The organism is Embleya sp. NPDC005971 (assembly GCF_040629175.1).
GTDB lineage: Bacteria > Actinomycetota > Actinomycetes > Streptomycetales > Streptomycetaceae > Embleya.
On the sequence record NZ_JBEXUX010000094.1, the window covers coordinates 1 to 24668 of the forward strand.

Here is a 24668-nt window from a genome sequence, read left to right on the forward strand (position 1 = left end):
CACCGCGTTTCCGCGCTTTCCGCCTTCCGGACTCTAGCAGATCCTGCGACCCGCTTTTCGTCCGTTGCTTTCCGCCTTCGAAACTCTCGTTTCCTTGGCTTCCGGCTCTTCGAGCTTAGCAGATTCGGTAACCCGTTTCTGCCACGCTCCGGCCGATTGGGAATTCCAAAACCACACGCACAAGAACAGCAAATAGCCCAACCCGTCGCGAATGAACGCGACCGATGATCGAGTAATTCGATGGTGATGCTGCGGCAGGAATGCGATCCTTGACGGACGCCCCGCTCGACTCTGGCAGAGACTACCAGACTGTCGCGCCGTTGAACAACTTTGCGACAACCCTTCGAATCTACGTGTGCGGCCGGTGGACTGTCAAGATCACCCCTTCAGGCGACCATCGGCAGTTCGTCCGCGACGTCCGAGGATGCCACATCCCCCTGCTCCCCGGCGAATTGGCCTCGGCGGCCCAGGATCACCACGTAGCCCAGGAACAGGGCCTCGGCCGTCACGCCGATCGCGATGCGGCCCCAGGTCGGCAGGCCCGACGGGGTCACGAATGCCTCGATGACGCCGGAGACGACCAGGACCAGGGCCAGGCCGAGGGCCATGCCCAGGGCGATGCGGCCCTCCTCGGCGATCGCGCGGGCCCGGGTGCGGGGGCCCGGGTCGATCACCGTCCAGCCCAGGCGCAGGCCCACGCCCGCCGCGATGAAGACCGCGGTGAGTTCGAGCAGGCCGTGTGGGGTGATGAGGCCGAAGAACACGTCCAGGCGACCCGCGTCGGCCATCAGGCCGGCCGAGATGCCGACGTTCATCGCATTGCCGAAGACGATGTAGATCACCGGCAGGCCGAGCAGGATGCCCAGGGCCAGGCAGCCGGCCGTCACCCACGCGTTGTTCGTGGCCACCTGGGCGGCGAAGGAACTCGCGGGGGCGCTGGAGTAGTAGGTCTCGAAGTCCCCACCGGGGCGGGTCAACCGGCGGATGTCCTCCGGGGCGGCGACCGCGTCGCGGACCGCCGGGTCGTGGGCCACCCAGGCGGCGATGATCGAGGCCAGTGCGACGAAGACCAACGCGGTGACGCCCCACCAGCGGCGACTGCGGTAGACCGCGACGGGGAATCGAACGGTCAGGAACAGCACCGCCTCCCGCCAGGCCGGAGTACGGGGGGCGGTGACCGCCGAGCGGGCTCGCGCGGTCAGGGTGGAGAGTCGGCCGACCAGCACCGGGTCGGGCGCGGCGGAGCGGATCGTCGACAGGTGGGTGGCCGTGCGGCGGTACAGCGTCACCAGCTCGTCCACCTCGGGGCCCGACAATCGCCGCCGGCGGCGGGTCAGTTGTTCCAGGCGTTGCCACTCGTGGCGGTGTACCGCGACGAACACGTCGACATCCATACGGTGCATCCTCTCTGGGAGTGGCATCGACGCACACACTGGAGGTGGACGTGTCCGAGCTCGTCACGGGGGAGGCGGTCGCGCTCGACCTGCGGCCGGCCCGGTTGCCCAGTCGGGCGATCGCGATGGCGATCGACGTGGCCGCGCAGGTGGCGCTGCTGCTGCTCGCGGTCTGGCTGGTGTCGCTGGCGGTGCCGGTCGCGGACGAGGCGCTCGCGACGGCGTTGTTGTTGTCGATTCTGGTGTTGGTCGTGGTCGGCTGGCCGGTCGCGTGGGAGACGACCAGTCACGGGCGGTCGCCGGGGAAGATGGCGCTGGGCCTTCGGGTGGTTCGCGACGACGGCGGGCCGATTCGGTTCCGGCACGCGTTGGTGCGGGCGTTGATCGGCTTCTTCGCGGATTTCTGGACCACGTTCGGGTGTGGCGCGGTGTTCTCTTCGCTCGCCTCGAAGAACGGCAAGCGGCTCGGCGACATGGTGGCCGGGACGTTCGTGGTGCGGGAGCGCACTCCCGGCGCGCGGCACTTGCCGCTGCCGCTGCATCCGGCCGCGTCGGCGTGGGCGACCGGGATCGAGTTGTCGGGGCTGTCCGACGATCTGGCCTTGGCCATTCGGCAATTCCTGTCGCGGCGGGGTGATCTGGATCCGGCGATAGAGGCGTCGCTGGGCCTGCGGCTGACGGCGGATACCGCGAACCGGATCGGTATCGGCCCGCCGCCCGGAATGCACCCGGTGGTGTATCTGGCCGCGGTATTGGCCGAGCGGCAGCGGCGGGACTGGGAGCGGTACGCGGGCGGGCCGCGTGGTTTCGCCGCCGAGGCTCCTGCGGGTGCCGGGGCCGCGGCGTGGATGCCCGCGCCGCCGGCGGCACCCGCCGCGGCACGGCCGTCGGAGCCGGCTCCGGGTCGGACGCCGGCCTGGGCGCCGGTCCACGAGCAGGCCCCCGCGCCCGAGCCCGCTCAGCCGCCCGCCACCCCTGCCGGCACCACACCCGAGGTTCGACCCGCCCCGGTCGTACCCCCCGCCGATCCCGAGCGCGGACCGCGACCCGGGTTCACCCCGCCGTCGTGATCCGCCTGTTCGGGGGTGTGTCGAGGGCTTCGAGTTCGATGCCGGGGGCGGCGAGGACCACGTCGCCGCTCAGGTGCACGGTCGTGCGCTCGCCGGTGGCCAGGTCGTCCACCTCGTAGCGTTCGACGAGCAGGCCGTCGTGGGTTTCGACCTCGGCCAGGGTCCAGGAGCGGTCCACCGTGTGTGCCGCCAGTACCGGCTCGGTCAGCGCGATCAGGCGCAGCCGCGCGGAGCCGCCGGGGGCCAGGTTCAGCAGGGTCGCGGTGGCGATCAGGAAGGCGGGCGAGCGACCGGTGAAGCCGGCGGCCTTCGCCTCGGCCTCGATCGCCGGCTCGTCCACGTTCGGATCGGCCGCGCCGCGCAACCACACCACCCCGGCCGCGCCGTCCACGACCGTCGCGCCGCCGCGCACCCGCCAGCCACCGGCGAGCGCCTCCAGGCGCAGTGGCCGGCCGCGCGCGTCCAGGGTCAGGTCGATGCCGCTTCCGGTGTAGCGCCACCCGATCGGGCCGGGTGCGCAGGAGAAGCGTTCCTCGCCGAGCGGGGTGCCGTCGTGCGGGTCGTGGAAGGAGTAGGTGCCTGAGGGCATGCGCGGACCCTACGACACGCTGGGTTCGCCGGCGGCCACCACGCGCAGGAGCAGGGCGGTGAAGGTGGCTCGCTCGGCGGGGTCGAGCGGGGCGAGCAGTTCGTCCATCGCGGCGTCCACGAGCGGTTCCTGGCGGACCAGCCGCTGTTCGCCGGCGGGAGTGGTGGTGATCGCGTTCTTGCGCCGGTCGCGGGGATCGGGGGTGCGGGTGACCAGGCCGTCGGTCTGGAGAGCGTTCAGGATCGCGACCATGTCCTTGGGGTCGATGCCCACCGCGCGGGCGAGTTCGGCCTGTGCGACCGGGCCGTACTCGCGGACCGCGATCAGCACCAGGTGGTGCAGCATCGGCATGCCGTCCGTAGCCAGTGCCTCCCGGACCAGTCCGCGGCCGTGGGCGGCGGCGCGACCGAGCAGCCAACTGGGCAGGGCGCGGATCCGGGCGGGGGCGGGCAGCTTGTCGACCATGGGGGCAGCCTACCCGGAGAATCGTTGGACTTTCCCACGACCGAGTGCATATCGTTGGGGTTCCCCATGATGTTCGCCAGGTTCTCGGAGGTGTGTGTGCGTCGCGTTCGCTACTACGAGTACGGCGGTCCGGAAGTGTTGCGGGTGGAGGAGGCCGAGCCGCCCGAGCCGGGGCCGGGCGAATTGCTGATCCGTACCGAGGCGATCGGGGTGAGCCTGCCGAGCGTGCGGAAGGTGCGCGAGGGTGGGCTGCCGCTGCCCGGGGTGTTCGGCGGGGAGGTGGCCGGCGACGTGGCGGCGATCGGTGCGGACGTCACCGGATACGCGGTCGGGGATCGGGTGGTCGCGATCTCGTTCACCAACGCCTATGCCGAACTGGCCCCGGCACCGATCTTCACCGCGTCGCACATCCCGGCCGCCGCGAGCGCCGTGGACGCGGTCGCGCTGGTGCGCGGCGGCCAGGTCGCGCTCGCCGCACTGGCCTCGGCCGGCTCGGTCGAGGGGAAGTCCGTCCTGGTCACCGGCGCCGCGAGCGGAGTCGGTCATCTGGCCGTGCAACTGGCCCGGGTGCGCGGCGCCCGGCGCGTGGTGGCGGCCGTCGGCTCGCTCGACAAGGCCGACTTCCTGCGCGGTCTGGGCGTCGACGACGTGGTGCCCTACGACGCCCGGTCGTGGGGCGAGCCGGTCGACGTCGTGCTCGACGGGGTCGGTGGTGACGTACTGCCGCGTGCGGTGGGCGCGCTCGCGCCGTTCGGACGGTTGGTCTTCTTCAACTCCGGCGGCGGAACGGTGCCCGCGTGGGAACTGCTCGCAGGCGCGCGGACGATCACCGGAATGTCGATGGCGCGGTTCGCCACCGCGTTTCCGGAGCGATACGAACGGCACGGGCGGGAACTGTGGGACCTGGCGGCGGCGGGCCGGCTCCGGGTCGCGGTGCACGAGACGTTCGCCCTCGCGGACGCGGCGAAGGCGCACGCGGTGATCGAGGCGCGCGCCAACCTCGGCAAGGTCGTGTTGCGACCGTAGGCGGCGCGGCCGGCTTGCTCGCTCGACCGCCGCGAGCGTTCGCCTCGGGGCACGGCCCGAGCTTCGGCGCGACCCGACCGGCTCGCTGCTCGCTCACCCGCCGCACTGCGCGAGCATCGCCTGCTTGTCCGCGTCGGTCACCGGCAGGTCGTACTTGATCGAGACCTGCGCGTAGCGCACCACATACGAGCAGCGGACCACCTTGTTCGGCGGCAGCCACGTGGCCGGGCTCGAATCGCCCTTGCCGCCGTTGATCGGGCCGTCCACCGCGAGCAGGTTGAGCGGATCGTTGGCCAGTCGGCGGCGCTTGTCGGCGTCCCACTGCGCCGCGCCCATCTGCCAGGAGGCGCTGAGCGGGACCACGTGGTCTATCTGCACCGCGGACGCCTTGGCCTTGGTGAACGCTATGTCCTTGCCGGAGTACGGATCGGGCAGCGTCATCGTGTTCACGACGCAGCCCTTGTCGTCCTTCCACCGGGTCCCCTGGCCGTCCCGCTTGAGGATGTCGTCGCGGGTGTCGCAACTGTTCCTGCCGAAGGGGACGTCGGTGACGCTGTCGGTCCAGGCCGGCCCGTACTTCTCCCGGTCGTAACCGGTCTGCGGACCGCGGGCCTTGGTGTTCACCCGCCCGATCAGCGTCCGGGCCCGGGTCAGGTCGGCGGCCGAGGTCAGCGGCGCCAGGCCCGGGCCGGTGCCTTGCTCGTTCTGCAGCGGGTCGACCGCCGAGCCGCCGGCCGGGGCCGAGGCGCCCGCGGCGGACTTGGACGACTTGGCGCCGGCCGCGGGTTCGGCCTTGGAGTCGTCGCCCTGACAAGCCGTCAGTGCGGCGCCGGCCAGCAGGACGGAGATGGATATGTGCGCGCGCCGTTGCATGCGACCGCCCCCCGAGGGATGTCGTGGTGTCGTTGCCCGATGGTGGTCCGGAAACAGGCCGGGCGGCGCACGATCCGTGCGCCGCCCGGCCTGTCGAAACGATCGGTGTCGAACCGATCGAGGTCGATGTCGGTGCTCGGCACCGACGGTCGGGATCAGTAGCGGTAGGCGTCCGTCTTGTACGGGCCCTCGACCTTGACGCCGATGTAGGCGGCCTGCTCCTCGGTCAGCGTCGTGAGCTTGACGCCCAGCGCGTCCAGGTGCAGGCGCGCGACCTTCTCGTCCAGGTGCTTGGGCAGCACGTAGACGCCGACCGGGTACTCCTCGGGCTTGGTGAACAGCTCGATCTGCGCGATGGTCTGGTTCGCGAAGCTGTTGGACATCACGAAGCTCGGGTGACCCGTCGCGTTGCCCAGGTTGAGCAGCCGGCCCTCGGACAGCACGATCAGCTTCTTGCCGTCGGGGAACGTCCAGGTGTACACCTGCGGCTTGACCTCGTCCTTGACGATGCCCGGGATCTTGGCCAGACCGGCCATGTCGATCTCGTTGTCGAAGTGGCCGATGTTGCCGACGATCGCCTGGTGCTTCATCCGCTGCATGTCGGACGCCATGATGATGTTGAAGTTGCCGGTCGTGGTGACGAAGATGTCACCGATCTCGACGACCTCGTCCAGCGTGGTGACCTGGTAGCCGTCCATCGCCGCCTGGAGCGCGCAGATCGGGTCGACCTCGGTGACGATCACCCGGGCGCCCTGGCCGCGCAGCGACTCGGCCGAACCCTTGCCGACGTCGCCGTAGCCGCAGACGACCGCGACCTTGCCGCCGATCAGCACGTCGGTGGCACGGTTGATGCCGTCGATGAGCGAGTGGCGGACGCCGTACTTGTTGTCGAACTTGCTCTTGGTGACCGAGTCGTTGACGTTGATCGCCGGGAAGAGCAGCGAACCGGCCTGGAACATCTCGTACAGGCGGTGCACGCCGGTGGTGGTCTCCTCGGTGACGCCCATGATCCCGGGGGCCATCGCGGACCACTTGCCCGGGTTCGCCGCGAAGCTCGCGCGCAGCAGCGCCAGGAAGACCGTGTACTCCTCGGAGTCGGCGTCGGTCGCGTCCGGGACGGCGCCGGCCTTCTCGAACTCGACGCCCTTGTGCACGAGCATCGTGGCGTCGCCGCCGTCGTCGAGGATCATGTTCGGACCGTCCTGGCCGGGCCAGTTCAGCGCCTGCTCGGTGCACCACCAGTACTCCTCCAGGGTCTCGCCCTTCCAGGCGTAGACCGGCACGCCGCGCGGCTCCTCGGGGGTGCCCTCGGGGCCCACCGCGATGGCCGCGGCGGCGTGGTCCTGGGTGGAGTAGATGTTGCAGGAGACCCAGCGCACCTCGGCGCCGAGCGCGACGAGCGTCTCGATCAGCACCGCGGTCTGCACGGTCATGTGCAGCGAGCCCATGATCCGGGCGCCGGCCAGCGGCTGCGACGCGGCGAACTCGCGACGGATCGACATCAGTCCGGGCATCTCGTGCTCGGCGAGGGTGATCTCCTTGCGGCCGAACGCGGCGAGGGAGAGGTCGGCGACCTTGAAATCGCCGTCGAGCTGCGAAGCCATGGTTGGATCCTTCTGCGGAGGGGGTGGATGGGACTGGAGACACACCGGTGCCGCGGGCGCCGATGCCGTGCCATCCAGTCGGACACTTCTGTGCCTACGGGTCCCGGACCCGACCGCCCTCTGCAGCGACTGTCGTTGTGCGCCAACGACGTTAACACCTCAGTGGTCGGCGATGTGCGGGTCCTTGCCCCCGGGCGTGGCCTCGGGGTCGGCGCCGCGCGCGGCCTCGTCCGGACGGTATATGTCCGGCTCCAGGTAGATCACCCGGGCGATCGGCACGGCCGCGCGCACGCGTGCCTCGGCGGCGTCGATCGCCCGGGCCACCTCGGCCGCGGTGTCGTCGTGGTTGACCGCGATCTTCGCGGCGACCAGCAGTTCCTCCGGGCCCAGGTGCAGCGTGCGCATGTGGATCAGCCGCTCGACGTCGGGACCGGCCACGATGGCCGCCTCGATCGCCCGGACCGTCTCCACCCCGGCGGCCTCGCCGAGCAGCAGGCTGCGGGTCTCCAGCGCGAGCACGATCGCGATCAGCACCAGCAGCACGCCGATGCACAGCGTGCCGATCCCGTCCCACACCCCGTCGCCGGTGGCCACCGCGAGGCTGACCCCGGCCAGGGCCAGGACCAGGCCGATCAGCGCGCCGAAGTCCTCCAGCAGCACGATCGGCAGCTCGGGCGACTTGGCCCGGCGGATGAACTGCGGCCAACTCAGCGCGCCCCGGTGCAGGTTGGACTCGGCGATCGCGGTCCGGAAGGAGAAGGCCTCCAGCACGATCGAGAAGACCAGCACGCCGACCGCCCAGTACCAGCTCTTCAGTTCGTGCGGATGGGCGATCTTCTCGTAGCCCTCGTAGATCGCGAACATGCCGCCGACGGAGAACAGCACGATGGAGACCAGGAAGCCGTAGATGTAGCGCTCGCGGCCGTAGCCGAAGGGATGTTCGGGCGTGGCGTCGCGCTGCGCCCGTTTGCCGCCGACCAGGAGCAGCACCTGATTGCCGGAGTCGGCCAACGAGTGCACGCCCTCGGCCAGCATCGACGAGGACCGGGTGAAGGCGAAGGCCACGAACTTGCCCACCGCGATGCCCAGGTTCGCCGCCAGTGCCGCGACCACCGCCTTGGTTCCGCCACCCGCGCTCATAGGTCGACTCCCACCCGTTGGTTGACCATCGTCGTCGGCCGCCGACTACCGTTCGTCGGCGATCAGTGTGCCATCGGGCACGCGCCTACCCCGGCAGGCTTGCCTCGATGTGGCCCGCGTCGATCGCGCCGCGGTGCTCAGGGGCACGGGACGGTCGCCCGGAAGACCAGGCCGTCGTCCCCCTCGACGGTGACCGCGACGCGCGGTTCACCCGCGCGAACGTACACCGATTGGCCGCGCGCCAGGTCGAGCACCGCGCCGTCCGCGCCGGTCGCGGTCGCGGCGCCGCGTACGCACAGCAGGATCTGCGGGCCGGCGGTGTCCAGCAGGTACGGCGCACGGCCCGAGGTGGCCCGCAGTCGGGAGAGCCGGAAGTCGGCGACCGGGGTCGCGTAGACCTCCTCGCCAGGGTCGACCTCGGTCGGCTCGGGGCCCAGGATCTCCACCGGGCCGGCCCGGAAGGCCATGATCCGCAGCAGTTCGCCGACGTCGATGTGCTTGTCGGTCAGGCCGCAGCGCAACACGTTGTCGGAGTTGGCGAGGATCTCGACCACGACGCCGTGCAGGTAGGAGTGCGGCATGCCGGCCGCGAGGAAGACCGCCTCGCCCTCGCGCAGCCGGATGTGGTTGAGCAGCAGCGCCACCGCGACGCCCGGGTCGCCCGGGTGGCGCTCGGCCAGGCCCGCGACCGCGGCGCAGGCCCCCGCGTACGGGGATCCGTTCGCGGCCAGCCGGCGGCAGGCGGCGGCGACCGCGTCGACCACGCCGATCCGCAGGCGGGCGGGCAGCATGAGCACGTGCGTGGTCGCCGCACGCAGTGCCGCCTCCTGGTCCGGGTTTCGCAACGCCCGTGCGAACGGGGCCAGTTCCGGGACGTCGAGGGCGTCGAGGAGCTTGAGCGTGCCGGCGATCTCGCGGTAGCCGACCAGACCTTCGAAGTCGCCGAGCGCGCAGATCATCTCCGGCTTGTGGCTGGAATCGCGGTAGTTGCGGTGCGGGGCGTCGATCGGGACGCCGCGCGCCTCCTCCTCGGCGTAGCCGTGCCGGGCCTGGAGCGCGTCGGGGTGCACCTGGAGCGAGAGCGGTTCCTCCGCGGCCAGCACCTTGAGCAGGAACGGCAGGCGCGGGCCGAACCGGGCCGTGGTGTCCGCGCCGAGTTCGCCCTCGGGGTCGGCGGCGATCAGCTCGACCAGCGAGCACGGCCCCTGCCCCCGGTCGATCTCGGAGGGCGCGCCCGGGTGGGCGCCCATCCACAGCTCGGCCTGCGGTCGGCCGCTGGGAGCGACGCCGAGCAGTTCGGGGATGGCCGTGAGCGAACCCCACGCGTTGGCGCGGATCCGGTTGACGAGGCGGTCCATGGCTAGCGGGGACCACCTTCGGTCCAGGAGAACAGGCCCGGTACGGCGGGGCCGACGCCGGTGCCCAGGGCCAGGTAGACGGCGGCGAAGTCGGTCACCGCGATCAGCTCGGCGAGCCGTTCCAGCGGGCTGCCGCCGCGGGCGCCGACCTCGCCGACGGCGGACTGGCCGAGCGCGCCCAGCGTGCGTCGGGCCCGGTCCAGGGGCGCGGCGGTGTCCTGGTCGTCGTGGTCGACGAGCAGCACCGGGTACATCCGCACCGGCTCGGGCTCGTCCACCCGGTCGCGGAAGAAGTCGTCCGGGTCGGCGACGTCGGCCGCGTCGCCGGCGGTGAAGACCCGGTCCTGGTAGCGGCCCGCGAGGGGCAGCGCGCCGGACAGCGCGGGGGTGGCGGCGACGCCGACGCACATCGTCGCGAAGCGCTCGGCGGCCACACCGGCGACGGTGCCCGCGCCCCAGATCACCGGGATGGTGCCGGCGATCGCGACGGCCAGCCCCTTGGCGGGGTTGAGGTAGGCGTCGGCGGCGGGCCGGCAGCGGGTGCTCGCCTCGTCGAGGCGGTCGGCCATCGCGTCCACGCTCGCCAGTGCCTCGCCGGGGGCGAACGCGCTCGCGCCGACCGCGCCGGTGAGCGCCAGGAGCGCGGTGAACAGCGGCCAGAACGCGGTCTGCGCGGCGAACACGGTGTGATCGGCGTAGCCGGTCGTGCCGACCGGGGCGGCATCGACGGGAACCGGGACCACCACACCGCGGGACTGCTGCACGGCGGCGTCGAGCGGCGACCCGGCGGGAGTGGCCGCGGCCACCTGGCAGCCGCGTCGGTACGCCTGCCCGGCGAGTTCGATCAAGCCGGGCTCGTCCCCTCGACCGGCCAACAGCACAAGGTCCATCGGACCGGCCCAGCCGGGCAGCACGCCGCCCGCCGCGAGCACCAGCGGCAGCGCCGCGTCCGCGCCGGTGACCGCGCGCAGCGCATGGCCCAGCGGCCCGTACGCGGGCGCGGCCAGGATCACCGTGCGCGGGCGGTCCCGGGGCGCGATCGCGGCGGGCACCGCCTCGCGCGCGGCCTGCACGGCCCGGCGCACCTGTGCCCCGGCGCCGGCCAGGGCGCGCAGCGTGTCCGCCGCGTCGGCCCGGGCGATGCCGTCCTGGTCGTCCAGCAGGCCCTCGTCGAGGATGTTCATGCCCGCGCGGTACCGGGCCGGCGGGCCTCGTCCACGAGCAGCACCGGAATGTCGTCGACGACCGGGTACACCAGTGCGCACGCGGAGTTGTCGCAGGCCAGCGCGGCGTCCCCGTCCCGGTGCAGCGAGGCGTGGCAGACCGGGCAGGTCAGGATCGCCAACTGCGACGGTTCCAGATTCACGACATCTCCCACTTTTCCGGCCGGCCGCGCCGATTCGTACCCACTCGCCCCGATTCGGCGCGGCGGCCGTCCGATTGAACCCACCACACTACCGAGCCGACCGGTCAGCCCCGGACGAGTGCCAGCACCTCGTCGCGGACCGCGATCATCGTGGGCTCGTCGTCGGCCTCGACATTGAGCCGCAACAGCGGCTCGGTGTTGGAGGCACGCAGGTTGAACCACCACCGGTCGGCCACCACGGTCATCCCGTCCAGGTCGTCCACCACGGCGGTGGGTCGGCCCTCGAACGCGGCGCGCACCTTCGCGGTCGCGGCCGCCTGGTCGGCGACCTCGCTGTTGATCTCGCCGGACGCCGGGTAGCGGTCGTACTCGCTCGCGAACGCGGACAGCGGCAGGCTCTGGCCGCCGAGCGCGGCGAGCACGTGGATCGCGGCCAGCATGCCGGTGTCCGCCCGCCAGAAGTCGCGGAAGTAGTAGTGCGCGGAGTGCTCGCCGCCGAAGATCGCGTCGGTCTTCGCCATCTCGCCCTTGATGAACGAGTGGCCCACCCTGGTGCGCACCGCCCGGCCGCCGTGCTCGGTGACGATCTCCGGGACTGCGCGCGAGGTGATCAGGTTGTGGATGATCACCGGCGCGTCCTCGCCGTTCGCCCTGGCCCGGGCGATCTCGCGGACCGCGACCAGCGCGGTGACCGCGGACGGCGAGACCGGGTCGCCGTTCTCGTCGACGACGAAGCAGCGGTCGGCGTCGCCGTCGAAGGCCAGGCCCAGGTCGGCACCGCTCTTGCGTACCTCGGCCTGGAGGTCGACCAGGTTCTTCGGGTCCAGCGGGTTGGCCTCGTGGTTGGGGAACGAGCCGTCCAGTTCGAAGTACAGCGGGACGATCTCCAGCGGCAGCCCGCTCGCGGCGCCCAGCACGCTGGGCACGGTGTGTCCGCCCATGCCGTTGCCCGCGTCCACGACCACCTTGAGCGGTCGGATGCCGGTCAGGTCGACCAGGCCCAGCAGGTGCGCGGCGTAGTCGGCCAGCACGTCGTGCTCGGTGATCGTGCCCGGTTCGCCGGTGTACTCGGGCACGCCCGCCTCGGCGAGCGCGCGGATGTCGGCCAGGCCGCTGTCCTGGCCGATCGGGGCGGCGCCCGCGCGGCACATCTTGATCCCGTTGTACTGCGCGGGGTTGTGGCTGGCGGTGAACATCGCGCCGGGAAGGTTCAGGCTGCCACTGGCGAAGTAGAGCTCGTCGGTGGAGGCCAGGCCGATGAGCGTGACGTCCGCACCCTGGGCGGCGGCGCCGGCGGCGAACGCGCCGGACAACTCCGGCGAGGACGGCCGCATGTCCCAGCCGATCACGATCGCGTCGGCCCCGGTGACCCGCACGAACGCCGCGCCCAGTGCCCGCGCGGTGTCGGCGTCCAGTTGCTCGGGGACCACACCCCGCACGTCGTACGCCTTCACGATCTGGGAGAGGTCGCGCACCCGAAGACTCCACTCGCTTGGCCGCGGTCCCGATTCGCCGCGGTAATGGCCGTTGACCGTCGATCCCTGCCCCGCGGACGACGCATCAGACCCTATCGGCCGGCGGTCAGCTCTCGGGTGAGCGCAGAACGCGCAGGTGACCGCGCCGACCGGCCTCGGGACGGCCGTCCCGGTCCGGCGGCTCGGGCGCGGGTTGCGGGGGTTGCGGCGGGCGGGCGGCCTCGCGCACGGCGTTGGCCAGCGCCTCGAGGTCGTCGCTGCTGGGCTTGCCCGCGCTCGGATCCGGCGCCAGGCGCACGACATCCCAACCACGCGGCGCGGTCAGCCGCTCCGAGTGCTCGGCGCACAGGTCGTAGCAATGGGGCTCGGCATAAGTCGCGAGAGGGCCCAGGACGGCCGTGGAGTCGGCGTAGACGTACGTCAACGTGGCGACTGCGGTTCGGCCGCAGGCGGTCCGCGAACAGCGACGTACAGGGCTCACGACGATGGACGGTACCGCAAGCGGGCCGAACCCGCGTCGTATCCGGGTGCGGTGTGACTCACGTGTCGCTCCTCACAGGGTGCGGACGGCGTCTCGCACCGCCGTTCGGCGCCCCGATCCGAGTGCGAACGAGCCCGCCCGGACCGATCCGCATCGGGCCGGCAGGCCCTAAGCTCGTCCCGTGCACAACGAGCACTCGGTCCCCTCTTCTCCTCGTGAGCGTGACCGGCGGCGCCGTAGTCGGCGCGACCGGCACGGCCGCGGCATGCGCGGTCCGCTCGCCCCGCCCCCCGTGCCGATCGCGCTGACTCGCGCGCAGCGGTTCGACGACCTCGCCGCCGACGTCGTCGAACGGCTCGCCAAGCGCTGGCCGCAACTGGAGGAGGTCCGCTTCGCGGTCCTGGACGTGCCCGAGGCCGAAACCGCGGTGAACGGCGACGAGGCCGTGGCGCTGGGCCGGCTGGTGCCGGCGACCAAGGGCGTCCCGGCGACGATCATCTTGTACCGCCGCCCGCTCGAACTGCGCGCCGAGGGCCGCACCGAGCTGGAGATGCTGGTCAACGACGTGCTCGTGGAGCAGGTCGCCGACCTGCTCGGGATGGATCCGGACACCATCGACCCCGACGACTGAGCGGCAGGCAGGAAACGACCCGGCCCGGGTCCCCGTCGAGGGGAGCCGGGCCGGGTCGTTTTCCGCGTACGGCGGCGCTACTTCTGCGGGACCAGCAGGGACAGGTCCTCGCGCGCGTTGGGCACCACGACGGTCTCGGTGGTCGGCACGAACGGCTGCACCGTGAACGCGGCGGTCTTGCCCATCGTCTCGGTGATCGTGCGCACCGCGTGCACCGGCTGCGAGCCCGGCAGCGGTTCGGCGATCACCGCGAACCGGGCGGCGCCGGCGGGCACCGGGGCGGGCACCTGGATCGTGGTGCCGGCCGGCACCTCGACGTCCGCGGACACCGGCTCGCCCTTGTCCCCGATCGAGGTGAGTTTGACCTTGGCCGGGCCCTTGGGCGCGGTGAGCGAGACGGTGCCGGTGACCGCGCCGCCGGAGCGGTTCTCCGCGACCACCGCGCGTCCGGCGAGTTCGGGCGTGGCGGCCAGGAAGGCCACCTCGGCGTCCGCTCCGGTGCCCTGCACCACCCGCACGCCGGCGATGATGTCCGCGCGTCCGGAGGTGAGCCGCAGGGCGCCCGCGTCGCTGCGGTTGACCGGGCCGAGGTCGATCACCGTCAGCTTGGTGCCCTTGACCTCGGTGCTCTCGTGCTCGACCGGCTTGAAGGTGTTCACCTTGCCGGCCACGGACAGTTGCACGTCGGTGTTCTCGCCGCTGGGCGAGAGCAGCATGAGCTGCACGTTGCCCGCGTCGCCGGTGATCGCGGGCAGGCCGGTGATCACCAGGTTGCGGCCCGGCGCCCCGGCCGAGGGCAGCCAGTCGGTGCCCACCGCGCCCTCCTGGTCCCGGATCGCCGCGCCGACGCGGCCGGTGCGGGCGATCACGTGCACCGCCACGCCCGGGAAGACCGCGCTCGGGTTGAGCGTGCGCAGCAGCACCGGCAGCGTCGCGCCGGGCGCCAGGGACAACCCGCGGCCCGCCTCGGCGTCGATCGGACCGTTGGGCCCGAACAGCTCAACGTCGACCACGGCCGGCGTGTCCTTGCTGTTGGACAGGTACAGGTACGCGTCGCGGTTCTCGGCGGTGGAGGTGCCCACGAACCAGCGGTCGGTGGTCGGCGCCTCGCAGGCCAGGCCGGCCAGGCCGCGGCCGGCGCCACTGGGTACCCGGGTGACCGCGCCGGCCGTGAAGCCCGGCGCGAACGCCCCCGCGGCGTTGCCCACGAGCGGCGGGACGTCGATGTTGTCCACGTTGAAACTCGCGAGCTTGCCCGGGGCCTCGACCTTGGTGCGTGCCTTGGTGCGGTCGCCGAGTTCGACGACGCTCGCCTCACCGCCGCTCGTGGGGTTCTGCGCGGGCGGGGTCAACGCGGAGACCACGGTCGAGCTGCCGGGCAGCTCGCGGATCGTCGGACAGCTCAGCTCGGACTGCTGCATCGGCACCCGGCCCGCCGCGGGCGGCGGTGCCGCCTTGCTCTCGGTCGGGCGGGTGACGATCGCCAGGCCGACGACCGCGGCCAGCAGCGCGACGACGACGGCCAGGGAGAGGGTGGTGCGCTTCACGGGCGGTCTCCCTGCGAGGGCGGCGGCCAGGGTTGGTCACCCGGGCTCGGCTCGGGCGGCCAGCCGCCTTGGTCCGGGTAGGCGTTCGGGTCGTACTGCGGCGCGGGCACCACGTTGCCGTACTCGTCGTAGACGGGGTGCTGCGGCTGGGGCGGGACCCAGCCGTAGGAGCCGGCCGCGTCCGACCCGTCCGGCGCACCCGGCGCGGCCGGGGCGCCCTGGTCGTACTGGTAGCCCTGGTAGTCCGGGTAGCCCTGGTACTCCTGCCCGTAGTCCTGCTGCGGGTACTGCTCGTAGGCCGGTGTCGCGGCGGCGTCGTAGGACGCGCCGTTCCACGCCTCCACCGGCACCGGCGCCTCGGCCGGGTCGGTGCGCTGCTCGGGGAAGCCGAACGCGTCCGAGCCCTCGGCGGCCACCGCGACCGGTACCGCCTCCGGGGCCGGCACCGGCTCCTCCGACTCGGCCTTGGCCCGGCGGGCGCGGCGCCCGGTGCCCTCGCCGGCGGCCGGGGCCGCCGGGGCGTCGGCTTCCGGCAGGTCGTCGTCGGTGCCGCGTCGACGGGCGGGCAGCGCCATGACGAACACGACGAACACCAGGACGCCCTGGACGAGCAGCCAGATGCCGTGTCCGCCGGACGAGTGCACGATTTCGAGCCGGCCCGCCTCGGGCCGCAGCTCGAAGCCCTGCGCCCAGCCGTCCAGCGTGCGGGCGGTCAGCTTCCGGCCGCCCTGGGTGGCCTCCCAGCCCGAGTCGGCGCGCTCCGCGAGTCGCAGGATTCGACCCTGGGGGCCGGCCTCGATCCGGGTGGACACGCCCTCGCGGGTGGAGGGGACCGCCGCGCTGCGACCGTCGGGGTCGACGATCAGCGCGCGGCCGACCGGATATTGCAGACGCCACAGGGTGGCGCCCTGGGTCGCGCCGACCCGGGCCAGGCCCGGCGTGCCGTCCAGGCGGGCGGCCAGTTCGCCGCCCACCGGCGGCTTGAGCTGCACGAACTCGATGCCGTACGGGGCGAGCATGCTCGCGCTCGCGCCGCCGCCACCGGAGAGCAACTTGCCCAGGAACGTGTCGAACTGCCGGTACGTGGACGCCTTGGGCGCCAGTTCGGCGTCGCCGAGCACCGGGCCCGAGCCACGCACGATCGTGTAGGCGACGTTGCCCGGCTCGGGCGAGGTCAGCACCAGCGTGCGCGGATGGCGCGGCCCGGCGGCCTCCTCGGCCACGAACGCGGGCACCACGACCGGGTCGCGGCGCTCCAGCGGCCCGTTCGCGCCCTGCCACAACCAGACGCCGGCCGCCGCGACCGGGGTGAGCCCGGCCAGCACGGTCAGCACCACGGCGGTGGGCTGGCGCCAGCCGAAGCTGCCGGCCGCGACCCGGGTACGGGCGTCCTCGGCGCCGACCATCGCCGCGGCGACGTAGCCGAGCGCGATCACCACCACGGCCGTGCCGGGCCAGGCGGGCACCTTGTCGCCGGTGGCCTCGACGGTGAGTTCGACATGGCTGACCACGATCGCCAGGAGCAGGCCGACCAGGGCCACCGCCCACGCGCCCAGCACCGCCGCGCGCCGCGAGTCGCGCAACAGCGCGGCCAGCGCCACCAGCAGCAGCGCGCCGGTCAGCCACAGCGGCAGGGTGCCGGGACCGCCCGGGTCCAGGAGCAGCAGGCCGACCGGACTGGTGCCCTTCTCGGCCAGCGCGTCGCCGGCCAGCCCGGGCTCGGTCAGGAACAGCTTGGGGTTGCCCGCCAGGGTCAGGGTCCACGGGCCGAGCAGGACCAGCGGGGTGCCGAGCACGACGCCGATGCGCACCAGCAGGCCCGGGCCCGGTCGCGGGCCGAGCAGTCCGGCGAAGGACACCCCGACGGCGATCAGCGCGAGCAGCGCGACCGCGAGCCACAACAACGGGGCGAACGCCGCCGCGACGGCCAGCGCCAGGCCGGTGGCCCAGCCGGCGCGCATGGACGGCTTGAGGTCGCCGGCGCCGAACACCTGGGCCGCGCCGCGCGCGACCACGGGAGCCAGCACGAGGGCGACCGCGGTGCCGATCCGACCGGAGGCGATCGCGCCGGTGGCCACGGGGGTCAGCGCGTACACGGCCGCGCCCCACACCCGCACGCCGGGCGCGGACACCAGTCGGCGGGTGCACAGGTAGGCGCTGATCCCGGCCAACGGGACGCTGCCGATCAGCAGTACCGCGACCGCGGTGCCGGCCTTGCCGAACAGCAGGGTCGCGAACGCGGCGAGCGCGCCGACATAGGGCGGGGCGCTCGCCGCCTCGCCGAAGCCGACGCCGTGCCAGGTGTCGCGGTAGCGGTCCCACAGATCCGCCGCACCCTCGGGTGGGGGCAACAGGGCGCCGCCGAACAGGCTTCCGCCGCCGAGCAATTCGCGGGCGGCGAACAGGGTGATCAGGGTGAGCGCGACGGCGAGCGAGAGTCCGGGGCGGCGCATCAGCACACGCAGCTTGACGAAGCTCTCCGAGTCGAGCGACTCGGCGTCCTCGTCGACCGGGCCCGATTCCGCGCTGCTGTGTCGGCCGGAGCGGGTCTCCGGCTCCTCGCTGCGCCGCAGGTTGCCCAGCAGCCCCTCGGCGGCATGGCGCACGGTGGCCGCGCGGCTGGGGAACAGGTCGCCCAGGTCCTTGTCGGACGTCGTCCGGGTGCGGGCCCGGGCCCGGCGCGCGGACAGGAATCCGCCGGGGCGCAGCAACACCGAGATGGTGCCGAGCAGTTCGTCCAGGGCCATGCCGGGCAGCTTGCCGAGCAGGTAGCCCAGGCTGCGGAACAGACCGCCGAACAACAGCCGGAACCAGAGCAGCGGCCAGCCCGCGCCGGTGGTGTTCGCCAGCAGGGTGTAGGCGGCCCCCGCGCGGTCCACCCGGTGCGGGCGGTTCGCCGCGACGTCGATCGGTCGGCGCTCGCGCGTGGCCGCCTCGGCGTGTTGCACCACCGCGTCCGGCACGATCACCACGCGGTGTCCGGCGGCGTTGACCCGCCAGCCGAAGTCGGTGTCGTCGCGCGAGAGCGGCAGGTGCGGGTCGAAGCCGCCCAGGCCCTCCCACACGTCGCGGCGCACCAGCATGCCCGCGCTGGAGACGGAGAGCACACCGCGCACCGCGTCGTGCTGGCCCTGGTCCTGCTCGCGGCGCTCCAGGCCGGTCCAGCGTCGGCCGCTGCCGGTGAGGGTGGTGCCGACCTCGAGGAGTTGCCTGCGGTCGTACCAACTGCGCACCTTGGGGCCGAGCACGGCCGCGGAGGGCAGTTCGTCGGCGGCGCGCAGCAGCAGGTGCAGCGCGTCGGGTGCGGGCTCGCTGTCGTCGTGCAGGAGCCACAGCCACTCGACCGGTTCGGTCGACCGCGGCGGGCGGTCCTGGTCGGTGTCGCCGTACGGGTCGGACGCGTCGTACGCGTCGATCCGATAGGGCAGGGACGCGGGATCGAGGTGCGGCGCGGCACGCAGGGCTTCACTCACGGCGGCACCGAACGCGGTCCGTCGCTCGGCGTGCAGCACCGAGCCCTGACCGAGCGCGTCCTCCAGCAGACCGGCCGAGGCATCGGTACTGCCGGTGTCGACCGCGACGACGCGCTGGACCGGGCGCTCCTGACCGAGCAGGCCGGTCAGTGTGCCGGGCAACCAGCGTGCCCCGTCATGGGCGACGAGGATCGCGGTGACTATGTGCCGTGAAAAAGCCGGAGCTTGCGCGTATGCCGACTGATGGCTGAAAAGTGACATCGAGTGCGGTGACCCCGGGGGGCTCGAAGCGGCGTGGTACCAGCGGTCCGGCATCCGGCCGAACGGCGAACACACTACGCGACGGGCACCCCGCGCCCGCTCTGCTCGGGGTCGCGGCCTCGGCCGACGCCCCTGGGCGGGCGATGCTCAGCGGGCGTCGCTCAGACGGCCGCCTTCTTGAGTCGGCGCCGCTCGCGTTCGGACAATCCGCCCCAGATGCCGAAGCGTTCGTCGTTGGCCAGCGCGTATTCCAGGCACTCGTCGCGCACCTCGCACGCGAGGCAGACCTTCTTGGCCTCTCGTGTCGAGCCGCCCTTCTCCGGGAAGAAGGACTCGGGGTCGGTCTGCGCGCACAGTGCCCGCTCCTGCCAACCGAGCTCCTCCTCCTCGCTCTCGCCGTCGGCGACCAGTAGCTGGAACAGCTCGCCCATCGCGTGCCTCCTCGACCCGTTTTTGCGTCCCCGTGATTAAGCCGTTACCGGTAACGGTTCACGACGTGTGTGAAATTACAAGCGCGTCGTTGCTGCGACGTCAAGCCGGGCTCTGCTATTAGGGCGGGGATTCACTCCCCGGGACCACAGCAATCCGGATTGACCACATAAATGGACAGATCCGGACAAGCACTGTGCCACGCGATCGCTTCGACGTTCCGGGCGGGAGCGTACCGGCGGGAGTCGCGGCGACATTCGATGCCAACCCGTGATGACCTCTGCAATGGACTACGCCTCACACCGTCCGCGCAGTTCCCGGGACGGGCCCGAAAACCGCGATGATGACCGAGGTCACACATCGACGTCGGTTGCCGATGTCACCCGGAAATGGGCCTCCCCGTGCCCTGCGGGCTTCAATCCCTTCCCAGGATTCCTCACCCGAATCGGGCAGCGGGCGTCCGATTGGGGTGCGGACCGGCGCGGGCGCACCGCGGCGAGTTGACACGGCCACCCCGTAGACGGTCTTCTTTTCCCATGTCCGCACGCTGCAGCCGGTACCGGAGTCGTCCTGTCGACGTCCGTCGGGTGTTCAGCGCGCTGTGTCCGCCGTGCGACCACGTGTACAGCTGTTGTCCGGGCTGTATCGCCTGAGGACGCCTTTTCGGCTGTCCTCCGCGCAAGCGGCGGCACTCTTTTCCCCCTTTATCGGCACGGCCGTTCGATTCGGCCGAATGTCCGTTCGGGATGTTGTCGGCCGCTCGCGTGTTCGCTTTCGCTCCGTCGCGTTCGCCTGATCCGCCGCGCCAGAAACAAGCGCAGACATCTCGAAGGACTCCCCTATGTCCAGCGACATCACCGTCGCCGGCGACCCGCTCGCCGCCCCCGCCGTGCTCGCCCTCCCCGTCGCTCCCCCCGTGCGTCCGGCCGTCGCCCGGCTCGCCGCGCTCGCCCGGCAGCATGCCGGCCTGGTCGCGGCCGAACTCGACCAGGTCCGCTACGACCCGATCTCCCGCTGGTACAAGCGGCTCGCCGCGACCGAGGACATGGAGGTCTGGCTGCTGAGCTGGCTGCCCGGCCAGGGCACCGGACTGCACGACCACGGCGGCTCGTCCGGCGTGTTCACCGTGGTCTCCGGCGAACTGCACGAGCGCTCCCTGGTGGTCACCCCGCTGCGTCGGGCCGGCGCCCGCGAGCGGGTGCTCACCGCCGGCACCACCCGCGTGTTCGGGCCGACCTATGTACACGAGGTGACCAACATGGGCACCGAACCGGCGATCAGCGTGCACGTGTACACGCCGCGGCTGGACTCGATGAACCTGTACGACGCCGGCGAGGACATCGCGCGGCCCAGCTTCGCGCCGCTGCGTCGGGTCGGCGTCGAGCGTTCGGGAGAGCAGTGGTGAGCGCGGTCGACCGACTCCTGGAACAGGCTCGGGCCAAGCTCGCCCGGGTGACCCCCGAACAGGCGCACGCCGCGTTCCACGACGGCGCGGTGCTGGTGGACACCCGCCCCGACTTCCAGCGCGACGCGGACGGCGCGGTGCCGGGCGCGTTGGTGATCGAACGCAACCACCTGGAGTGGCGCCTCGATCCCGAGGGCACGGCGCGGGTGCCCGAGGCCACCGGCTACGACCTGCGCGTGGTCGTGTTGTGCGACGAGGGCTACGCGTCCAGCCTCGCGGCGGCGTCGCTGGTGGACCTGGGCCTGTCCGGGGCGACCGACCTGATCGGCGGCTTCCAGGCGTGGAAGGCGGCCGGCCTGCCGGTGGTGCCCGCCCCGGGCCGCAATCGTCGGTAGAGCGCCGCGCCGAGCACAAGCAGCAGCGCCGCGCCGTAGCCGATCTGGTGGGTGGCCCGGATCTGATCCGGGGTCAGCTCCAGGCCCCAGGTGAGATAGAGGGCATATCCCGCCGGGCCCAGCGCGAGCCACTCCGGGCGCCGCCCGTCCAGCGCCACCAGCGCGACCACGAGCAGCGCGTACCAGGGGTAGGCCGGGGTCAGCACGAACAACATGCCGCCGGTCATCGTGAGCGCGCCCTGCCACGGGCGGTCCGGGTCGGCGCGGGCGGCCACCACGACGGCGAGCACGATCAGTACGACGACGGCCGCGTAAGGGGTGAGACCGGTCGGCAGCACCAGTCCGAGCAGGCCGAAGCGCGCGCCGTCGTCGTACCGTTCCTCCTCCAGGTAGCCGGGCAGGTAGCCGAACACGGCCGGCCCGACCGCGAGCACGTGCGGAAGATAGACCAGCAACACGGTGAGCCCGGCCGAGGCGAGCAGCCGCACCGGCGACCGACGCAGCCCACCGACCAGGGCCGCGGCCGGAAACATCTTCGTCGCGACGGCACCGCCGAGCAGCACCCCGCCCAGGATCGACCGGCGCCCGGCGACCGCGGCCAGTCCGAGCACCATCAGCAGCACGCCCAGCACGTCCACGTGCGCGTTGTTGCCCGCCTCGATCGCGACCATCGGACACCACGCCCACAACACCGCGTGTCGGGGATCGCGGCCGAACCGGCGCAACACCACGAGCAGCGCGAGGGTCACCAGCACGGCCAGCAACGCGGCGGCGGCCTGGACCGGTTCGCGCCGGCCGGACGGGGTGACCACGTGCACGAGCCAGTAGTACGCCTCGGCCACCGGCGGGTAGATGGTGTGCACGTCGGGCCGGTTGATCCGGGTGCACGAGCCGTCCGGCAGCGGGTGTTTGAACCACCCGGCGCACTCGCCCCTCGGGAACAACCACGCGTCGCGGAAGCCGGCCACCTCGGGATCCGCCGGGGCGTGCGCGTACGGCGAGCGGCCCGCCGCCTGGACCCGCCCGTCGAACGCGTAGCGGTAGGCGTCGTCGCTGGTCCGCGGCGGGGCGCCGGCCGCCAACGCGGGCAGCGCGAGCGCACCGATCAGGATCAACGGCACCGCGCGGCGCACCGGCAGCCGATGCACGAGCCGGACACCGAGCGCGAACAACACCCAGGCGACGCCGTACACGACGTACACGCCCACACTGCCGGGGTGCGTCCACGGGCCGTACACCGCGCAACCGACGGCGCCCGCCAGGCCGAGTCCGGTGCCGGCGGCGGCAATCGTGGTCGTGGTGCTCCTGGTCGGGCCGGTGTCGGCCGTGCTGTTCGGGGTCGCCGTGCTCGATGACATGGCGCGAGTCTGTGCGTCGCGAGGCCGTTTTCGGGGCATCCCGGGCCGACCGTCAGCACTTTGTAAGGCGGTCAATGGGGGCCGGCGGCGGGTTTTCGGCGTTGGCTGGGCACATGAAGCTCGACATCCGCTTGCCGGACCCGCCCGCCGGGTTGCGCCGCGGTCCGTTCCGGGCCGGCGCGTTTCGCGGCGCACTGCACGATCCGCGTACCACCGTACTGGTCGGCCGGCTGCTCGGCCTCGCCTTCCTGATCTGCTTTCTGACCGGCTTGTTCAGTCATCTGCTCCAGCATCAGCCGCACTGGCTCGCGCTGCCGTCCCGGCCGGTGTGGGGGTATCGAGTCACCCAGGGGCTGCACGTGGCGACCGGGATCGCGGCCGTGCCGCTGCTGCTGGTGAAGTTGTGGGTGGTCTATCCGCGGCTGTTCGCCTGGCCGCCGGCGACGTCGGTCGCGCACGCGCTGGAGCGGTTGTCGATCGCGGTGCTGATGATGGCGGCGATCTTCGAACTGGTCACCGGGCTGCTGAACATCGTGCAGTGGTATCCGTGGCCGTTCCCGTTCGTGCCGGCGCACTACTGGATCGCGTGGGTGGCGGCCGGGGCGGTCACCCTGCACGTCGCGGTGAAGCTGCCGCTGATCCTGGCGCACTGGCGGCGTCCCCAGGGCGTCGCGGCCGAGCGCGAAGGGCCCTCGCGACGCGGCCTGTTGACCGTGTTGGGCGGCGGCGTGGGCGTGGTCACCCTGGCCACCGTGGGACAGACGGTGACTCCGCTGGGGCGGGTGTCGGTGCTGGCGCCGCGGCGGGCGGACCTCGGCCCACAGGGCCTGCCGGTGAATCGCACGGCGCGGGCGGCGGGCGTGTTGACGGCGGTCCGCGATCCCCAATGGCGGCTGGAGGTGGCCGGGCCGAGGCCGTTCGCGCTCACCCGCGCCGAGTTGTTGGCGATGCCGCAGCACGAGGCCACGCTGCCGATCACATGCGTCGAGGGCTGGAGCGCGTCGGCGCACTGGTCCGGCGTGCGGATTCGGGACCTGATGGCTCGGGCGGGCGCGCCGCCCGGGGCCCGGCTGCGGGTGTTCTCGCACGAACTGTTCAGCCCGTACTCGGTGATGGACATGCCGGACGAGTGGGCGCGCGACTCGCTGACCCTGTTGGCGTTGATGCTGGAAGGCGCGCCGCTGGCCGAGGACCACGGCTACCCGGCCCGGATCATCGCGCCGAACCGGCCGGGCGTGCTCCAGACGAAGTGGGTCGACCGGATGGAGGTGCTGGGATGAGCACGGCGATCGAGCCCGAGCCGGTCCGGCCGCGAACCGGGCGCACGGTGAACGCCGTTCGACTCGTGCTGGGCGCCGCCGGGCTGGCGGGCATCGGCTGGGGCGTGGCGGGCACCTGGGACGACCCGTTCCTGACCGCGCGGGTGGGGCTGGCGAAGTGGTTGGTCGGCGGATTGCTGCTGCACGACGCGGTCTTCGCGGTCGCGGTCTTCACCGTCGCCGCGCTGACGATGCGGGTGCGGCCGGGTCCGCCCGCGTGGGTGCGACGAACCGTCCTGGGCGGCGCGGCGGTGGGGGTGGTGGGCACGCTGATCGCCCTCCCGGCGCTGCTGCGCCCGCTCCCGACACAGAACCCGTCGGTGCTGCCGTTGGACTACGCGCGGGGCCTGGTCATCGTGTGGGCGGCGGTCGGGGTGGGGACGGCGGCGGTGCTGGTATTGCGCGGGGCGCGGCGGCGGGGGCGGGGCGGGGGTTGATGTGGTGGGGGTGAGGTGAGGTGAGGTGAGCTGAGGGCGGGTGGGGGTGGGGTGTCGAACGAGGCGGCTCGGGCGCGGCGGTGCGCGGGGGCACTGGGGGGCGGGGGGCGCGGCGGTGCGGTGGTGCGCGGCGTGGCCGGGATACGGGTTTGGGTGCGGAGTGCGGTGAGGGTGGCGTTCGGAGGTGGCGCTCCGATTCGAGTGTGAAGTGCGGCGCGAGTGGGGCGCGGGGCCGCGCTCCCGTTCGGGTGGGGAGCGCGGTGAGGGTTGGGCTCGGGGCCTGCGCTCCTGTTCGCGTGCGGAGCACGGTGACCGGTGGGGCTCGGAGGTGGCACTCCGGGGCGCGATGAGGGCGGGGCTCGGAGGTGGCGCCCCGGGACGGGCGCGGAGCGCGGTGACGGTGGGGCTCGGAAGTGGCACCCCGGGACGGGCGCGGAGCGCGGTGACCGGCGGGGCTCGGAAGTGGCACCCCGAGGCGGGCGCGGAGCGCGGTGACCGGCGGGGCTCGGAAGTGGCACCCCGAGGCGGGCGCGGAGCGCGGTGACCGGCGGGGCTCGGAAGTGGCACCCCGT

At 72.7% G+C, this 24668-nt stretch carries 21 protein-coding genes and 1 pseudogene; 7 read left to right on the forward strand and 15 right to left on the reverse strand.

The annotated features are described in order from the left end of the window. Positions 1 to 386 precede the first annotated feature (386 nt). Positions 387 to 1394 (reverse strand): stage II sporulation protein M, encoded by a 1008-nt coding sequence (locus tag ABZ374_RS43780; protein ID WP_360323336.1) that lies wholly within the window; start codon positions 1392 to 1394, stop codon positions 387 to 389. A gap of 50 nt (positions 1395 to 1444) precedes the next feature. Here ABZ374_RS43780 and ABZ374_RS43785 point away from each other — a divergent pair, with 50 nt between their 5' ends. After that, a complete protein-coding gene (locus tag ABZ374_RS43785; RefSeq protein WP_360323338.1) occupies positions 1445 to 2464 on the forward strand; it encodes an RDD family protein in 1020 nt (339 codons plus the stop codon). On the opposite strand, the gene ABZ374_RS43790 is transcribed toward ABZ374_RS43785, so the two are convergent. Together ABZ374_RS43790 and ABZ374_RS43795 are read right to left on the reverse strand one after the other, a co-directional pair. Then, positions 2448 to 3053 carry a hypothetical protein gene (locus ABZ374_RS43790; protein ID WP_360323340.1) on the reverse strand — a complete coding sequence of 202 codons (606 nt, stop codon included), beginning with the start codon at positions 3051 to 3053 and terminating at the stop codon, positions 2448 to 2450. The genes ABZ374_RS43785 and ABZ374_RS43790 overlap by 17 nt on opposite strands. A 9-nt stretch (positions 3054 to 3062) precedes the next feature. Next, positions 3063 to 3518, reverse strand: coding sequence for a MarR family transcriptional regulator (locus ABZ374_RS43795; RefSeq protein ID WP_360323342.1), 456 nt, complete (start codon positions 3516 to 3518; stop codon positions 3063 to 3065). Between the two features lie 96 nt (positions 3519 to 3614). Here ABZ374_RS43795 and ABZ374_RS43800 point away from each other — a divergent pair, with 96 nt between their 5' ends. Next, the gene (locus ABZ374_RS43800) at positions 3615 to 4544 is read left to right on the forward strand and encodes a zinc-binding dehydrogenase (RefSeq protein WP_360323379.1); all 930 of its coding nucleotides are present in this window, start codon (positions 3615 to 3617) and stop codon (positions 4542 to 4544) included. 93 nt (positions 4545 to 4637) lie between these two features. Here ABZ374_RS43800 and ABZ374_RS43805 read toward each other — a convergent pair whose 3' ends face one another. The 8 genes from ABZ374_RS43805 to ABZ374_RS43840 all read right to left on the reverse strand — a co-directional run bounded on the left by ABZ374_RS43805 (position 4638) and on the right by ABZ374_RS43840 (position 12841). Next, positions 4638 to 5417: an HNH endonuclease family protein gene (locus tag ABZ374_RS43805; protein ID WP_360323344.1), complete on the reverse strand. Its 780-nt coding sequence runs from the start codon at positions 5415 to 5417 to the stop codon at positions 4638 to 4640. 155 nt (positions 5418 to 5572) lie between these two features. Then, positions 5573 to 7021, reverse strand: coding sequence for an adenosylhomocysteinase (gene ahcY / locus ABZ374_RS43810; protein ID WP_360323346.1), 1449 nt, complete (start codon positions 7019 to 7021; stop codon positions 5573 to 5575). A 159-nt stretch (positions 7022 to 7180) separates the two neighbouring features. Next, the gene (locus ABZ374_RS43815; protein ID WP_360323348.1) at positions 7181 to 8161 is read right to left on the reverse strand and encodes a cation diffusion facilitator family transporter; all 981 of its coding nucleotides are present in this window, start codon (positions 8159 to 8161) and stop codon (positions 7181 to 7183) included. A gap of 137 nt (positions 8162 to 8298) precedes the next feature. Beyond that, complete coding sequence (gene manA, locus ABZ374_RS43820; protein WP_360323350.1) at positions 8299 to 9519, reverse strand: mannose-6-phosphate isomerase, class I; 1221 nt, start codon at positions 9517 to 9519, stop codon at positions 8299 to 8301. 2 nt (positions 9520 to 9521) lie between these two features. After that, positions 9522 to 10703, reverse strand: coding sequence for an SIS domain-containing protein (locus ABZ374_RS43825; RefSeq protein ID WP_360323352.1), 1182 nt, complete (start codon positions 10701 to 10703; stop codon positions 9522 to 9524). Next, positions 10700 to 10885, reverse strand: a complete 186-nt coding sequence (locus ABZ374_RS43830; RefSeq protein WP_360323354.1) for a Trm112 family protein — start codon at positions 10883 to 10885, stop codon at positions 10700 to 10702. The genes ABZ374_RS43825 and ABZ374_RS43830 overlap by 4 nt, the downstream gene beginning before the upstream one ends. 104 nt (positions 10886 to 10989) lie before the next feature. Next, positions 10990 to 12360 carry a phosphomannomutase/phosphoglucomutase gene (locus ABZ374_RS43835; RefSeq protein ID WP_360323356.1) on the reverse strand — a complete coding sequence of 457 codons (1371 nt, stop codon included), beginning with the start codon at positions 12358 to 12360 and terminating at the stop codon, positions 10990 to 10992. Between the two features lie 106 nt (positions 12361 to 12466). Next, positions 12467 to 12841 (reverse strand): DUF3499 domain-containing protein, encoded by a 375-nt coding sequence (locus tag ABZ374_RS43840; protein WP_026219631.1) that lies wholly within the window; start codon positions 12839 to 12841, stop codon positions 12467 to 12469. Between the two features lie 265 nt (positions 12842 to 13106). On the opposite strand from ABZ374_RS43840, the gene ABZ374_RS43845 reads away from it, so the two are divergent. After that, positions 13107 to 13472: a metallopeptidase family protein gene (locus tag ABZ374_RS43845; protein ID WP_355545354.1), complete on the forward strand. Its 366-nt coding sequence runs from the start codon at positions 13107 to 13109 to the stop codon at positions 13470 to 13472. Positions 13473 to 13549: 77 nt separating this feature from the next. Here the strand turns inward: ABZ374_RS43845 and ABZ374_RS43850 are convergent, their stop codons facing one another. From ABZ374_RS43850 to ABZ374_RS43860, 3 genes are all read right to left on the reverse strand, one after another. Continuing rightward, positions 13550 to 15019 carry a DUF5719 family protein gene (locus ABZ374_RS43850; RefSeq protein WP_360323358.1) on the reverse strand — a complete coding sequence of 490 codons (1470 nt, stop codon included), beginning with the start codon at positions 15017 to 15019 and terminating at the stop codon, positions 13550 to 13552. Continuing rightward, positions 15016 to 18807: a glycosyltransferase gene (locus ABZ374_RS43855; RefSeq protein WP_360323360.1), complete on the reverse strand. Its 3792-nt coding sequence runs from the start codon at positions 18805 to 18807 to the stop codon at positions 15016 to 15018. Before ABZ374_RS43855 ends, ABZ374_RS43850 begins: the two co-directional genes overlap by 4 nt. A gap of 107 nt (positions 18808 to 18914) precedes the next feature. Continuing rightward, complete coding sequence (locus ABZ374_RS43860; RefSeq protein ID WP_360323362.1) at positions 18915 to 19184, reverse strand: WhiB family transcriptional regulator; 270 nt, start codon at positions 19182 to 19184, stop codon at positions 18915 to 18917. An 839-nt stretch (positions 19185 to 20023) separates the two neighbouring features. Between ABZ374_RS43860 and ABZ374_RS43865 the strand changes: the two genes are divergently transcribed. Continuing rightward, a complete protein-coding gene (locus tag ABZ374_RS43865) occupies positions 20024 to 20587 on the forward strand; it encodes a cysteine dioxygenase family protein (protein WP_360323364.1) in 564 nt (187 codons plus the stop codon). Continuing rightward, entirely contained in the window at positions 20584 to 20982 is a 399-nt protein-coding gene (locus tag ABZ374_RS43870) for a rhodanese-like domain-containing protein (RefSeq protein WP_360323366.1), read from the forward strand. The genes ABZ374_RS43865 and ABZ374_RS43870 overlap by 4 nt, the downstream gene beginning before the upstream one ends. A 212-nt stretch (positions 20983 to 21194) precedes the next feature. Here the strand turns inward: ABZ374_RS43870 and ABZ374_RS43875 are convergent. Beyond that, positions 21195 to 22379: pseudogene (locus tag ABZ374_RS43875) on the reverse strand (glycosyltransferase 87 family protein); the annotation flags it as partial. Positions 22380 to 22453: 74 nt separating this feature from the next. Between ABZ374_RS43875 and ABZ374_RS43880 the strand changes: the two are divergent. Next, positions 22454 to 23620, forward strand: coding sequence for a molybdopterin-dependent oxidoreductase (locus ABZ374_RS43880; RefSeq protein ID WP_360323368.1), 1167 nt, complete (start codon positions 22454 to 22456; stop codon positions 23618 to 23620). Beyond that, entirely contained in the window at positions 23617 to 24096 is a 480-nt protein-coding gene (locus tag ABZ374_RS43885) for a hypothetical protein (RefSeq protein WP_360323370.1), read from the forward strand. The genes ABZ374_RS43880 and ABZ374_RS43885 overlap by 4 nt, the downstream gene beginning before the upstream one ends. Positions 24097 to 24668: the final 572 nt, after the last annotated feature.

Bases quoted from the DNA above. Each gene is read 5' to 3' on its own strand.
- ABZ374_RS43780 (WP_360323336.1), bottom strand. From the start codon at position 1,394: ATGGATGTCGACGTGTTCGTCGCGGTACACCGCCACGAGTGGCAACGC.
- ABZ374_RS43790 (WP_360323340.1), bottom strand. From the start codon at position 3,053: ATGCCCTCAGGCACCTACTCCTTCCACGACCCGCACGACGGCACCCCG.
- ABZ374_RS43795 (WP_360323342.1), bottom strand. From the start codon at position 3,518: ATGGTCGACAAGCTGCCCGCCCCCGCCCGGATCCGCGCCCTGCCCAGT.
- ABZ374_RS43805 (WP_360323344.1), bottom strand. From the start codon at position 5,417: ATGCAACGGCGCGCGCACATATCCATCTCCGTCCTGCTGGCCGGCGCC.
- ahcY (WP_360323346.1), bottom strand. From the start codon at position 7,021: ATGGCTTCGCAGCTCGACGGCGATTTCAAGGTCGCCGACCTCTCCCTC.
- ABZ374_RS43815 (WP_360323348.1), bottom strand. From the start codon at position 8,161: ATGAGCGCGGGTGGCGGAACCAAGGCGGTGGTCGCGGCACTGGCGGCG.
- manA (WP_360323350.1), bottom strand. From the start codon at position 9,519: ATGGACCGCCTCGTCAACCGGATCCGCGCCAACGCGTGGGGTTCGCTC.
- ABZ374_RS43825 (WP_360323352.1), bottom strand. From the start codon at position 10,703: ATGAACATCCTCGACGAGGGCCTGCTGGACGACCAGGACGGCATCGCC.
- ABZ374_RS43845 (WP_355545354.1), top strand. From the start codon at position 13,107: ATGCGCGGTCCGCTCGCCCCGCCCCCCGTGCCGATCGCGCTGACTCGC.
- ABZ374_RS43855 (WP_360323360.1), bottom strand. From the start codon at position 18,807: ATGCCGGACCGCTGGTACCACGCCGCTTCGAGCCCCCCGGGGTCACCG.
- ABZ374_RS43860 (WP_360323362.1), bottom strand. From the start codon at position 19,184: ATGGGCGAGCTGTTCCAGCTACTGGTCGCCGACGGCGAGAGCGAGGAG.
- ABZ374_RS43865 (WP_360323364.1), top strand. From the start codon at position 20,024: ATGTCCAGCGACATCACCGTCGCCGGCGACCCGCTCGCCGCCCCCGCC.
- ABZ374_RS43880 (WP_360323368.1), top strand. From the start codon at position 22,454: ATGAAGCTCGACATCCGCTTGCCGGACCCGCCCGCCGGGTTGCGCCGC.
- ABZ374_RS43885 (WP_360323370.1), top strand. From the start codon at position 23,617: ATGAGCACGGCGATCGAGCCCGAGCCGGTCCGGCCGCGAACCGGGCGC.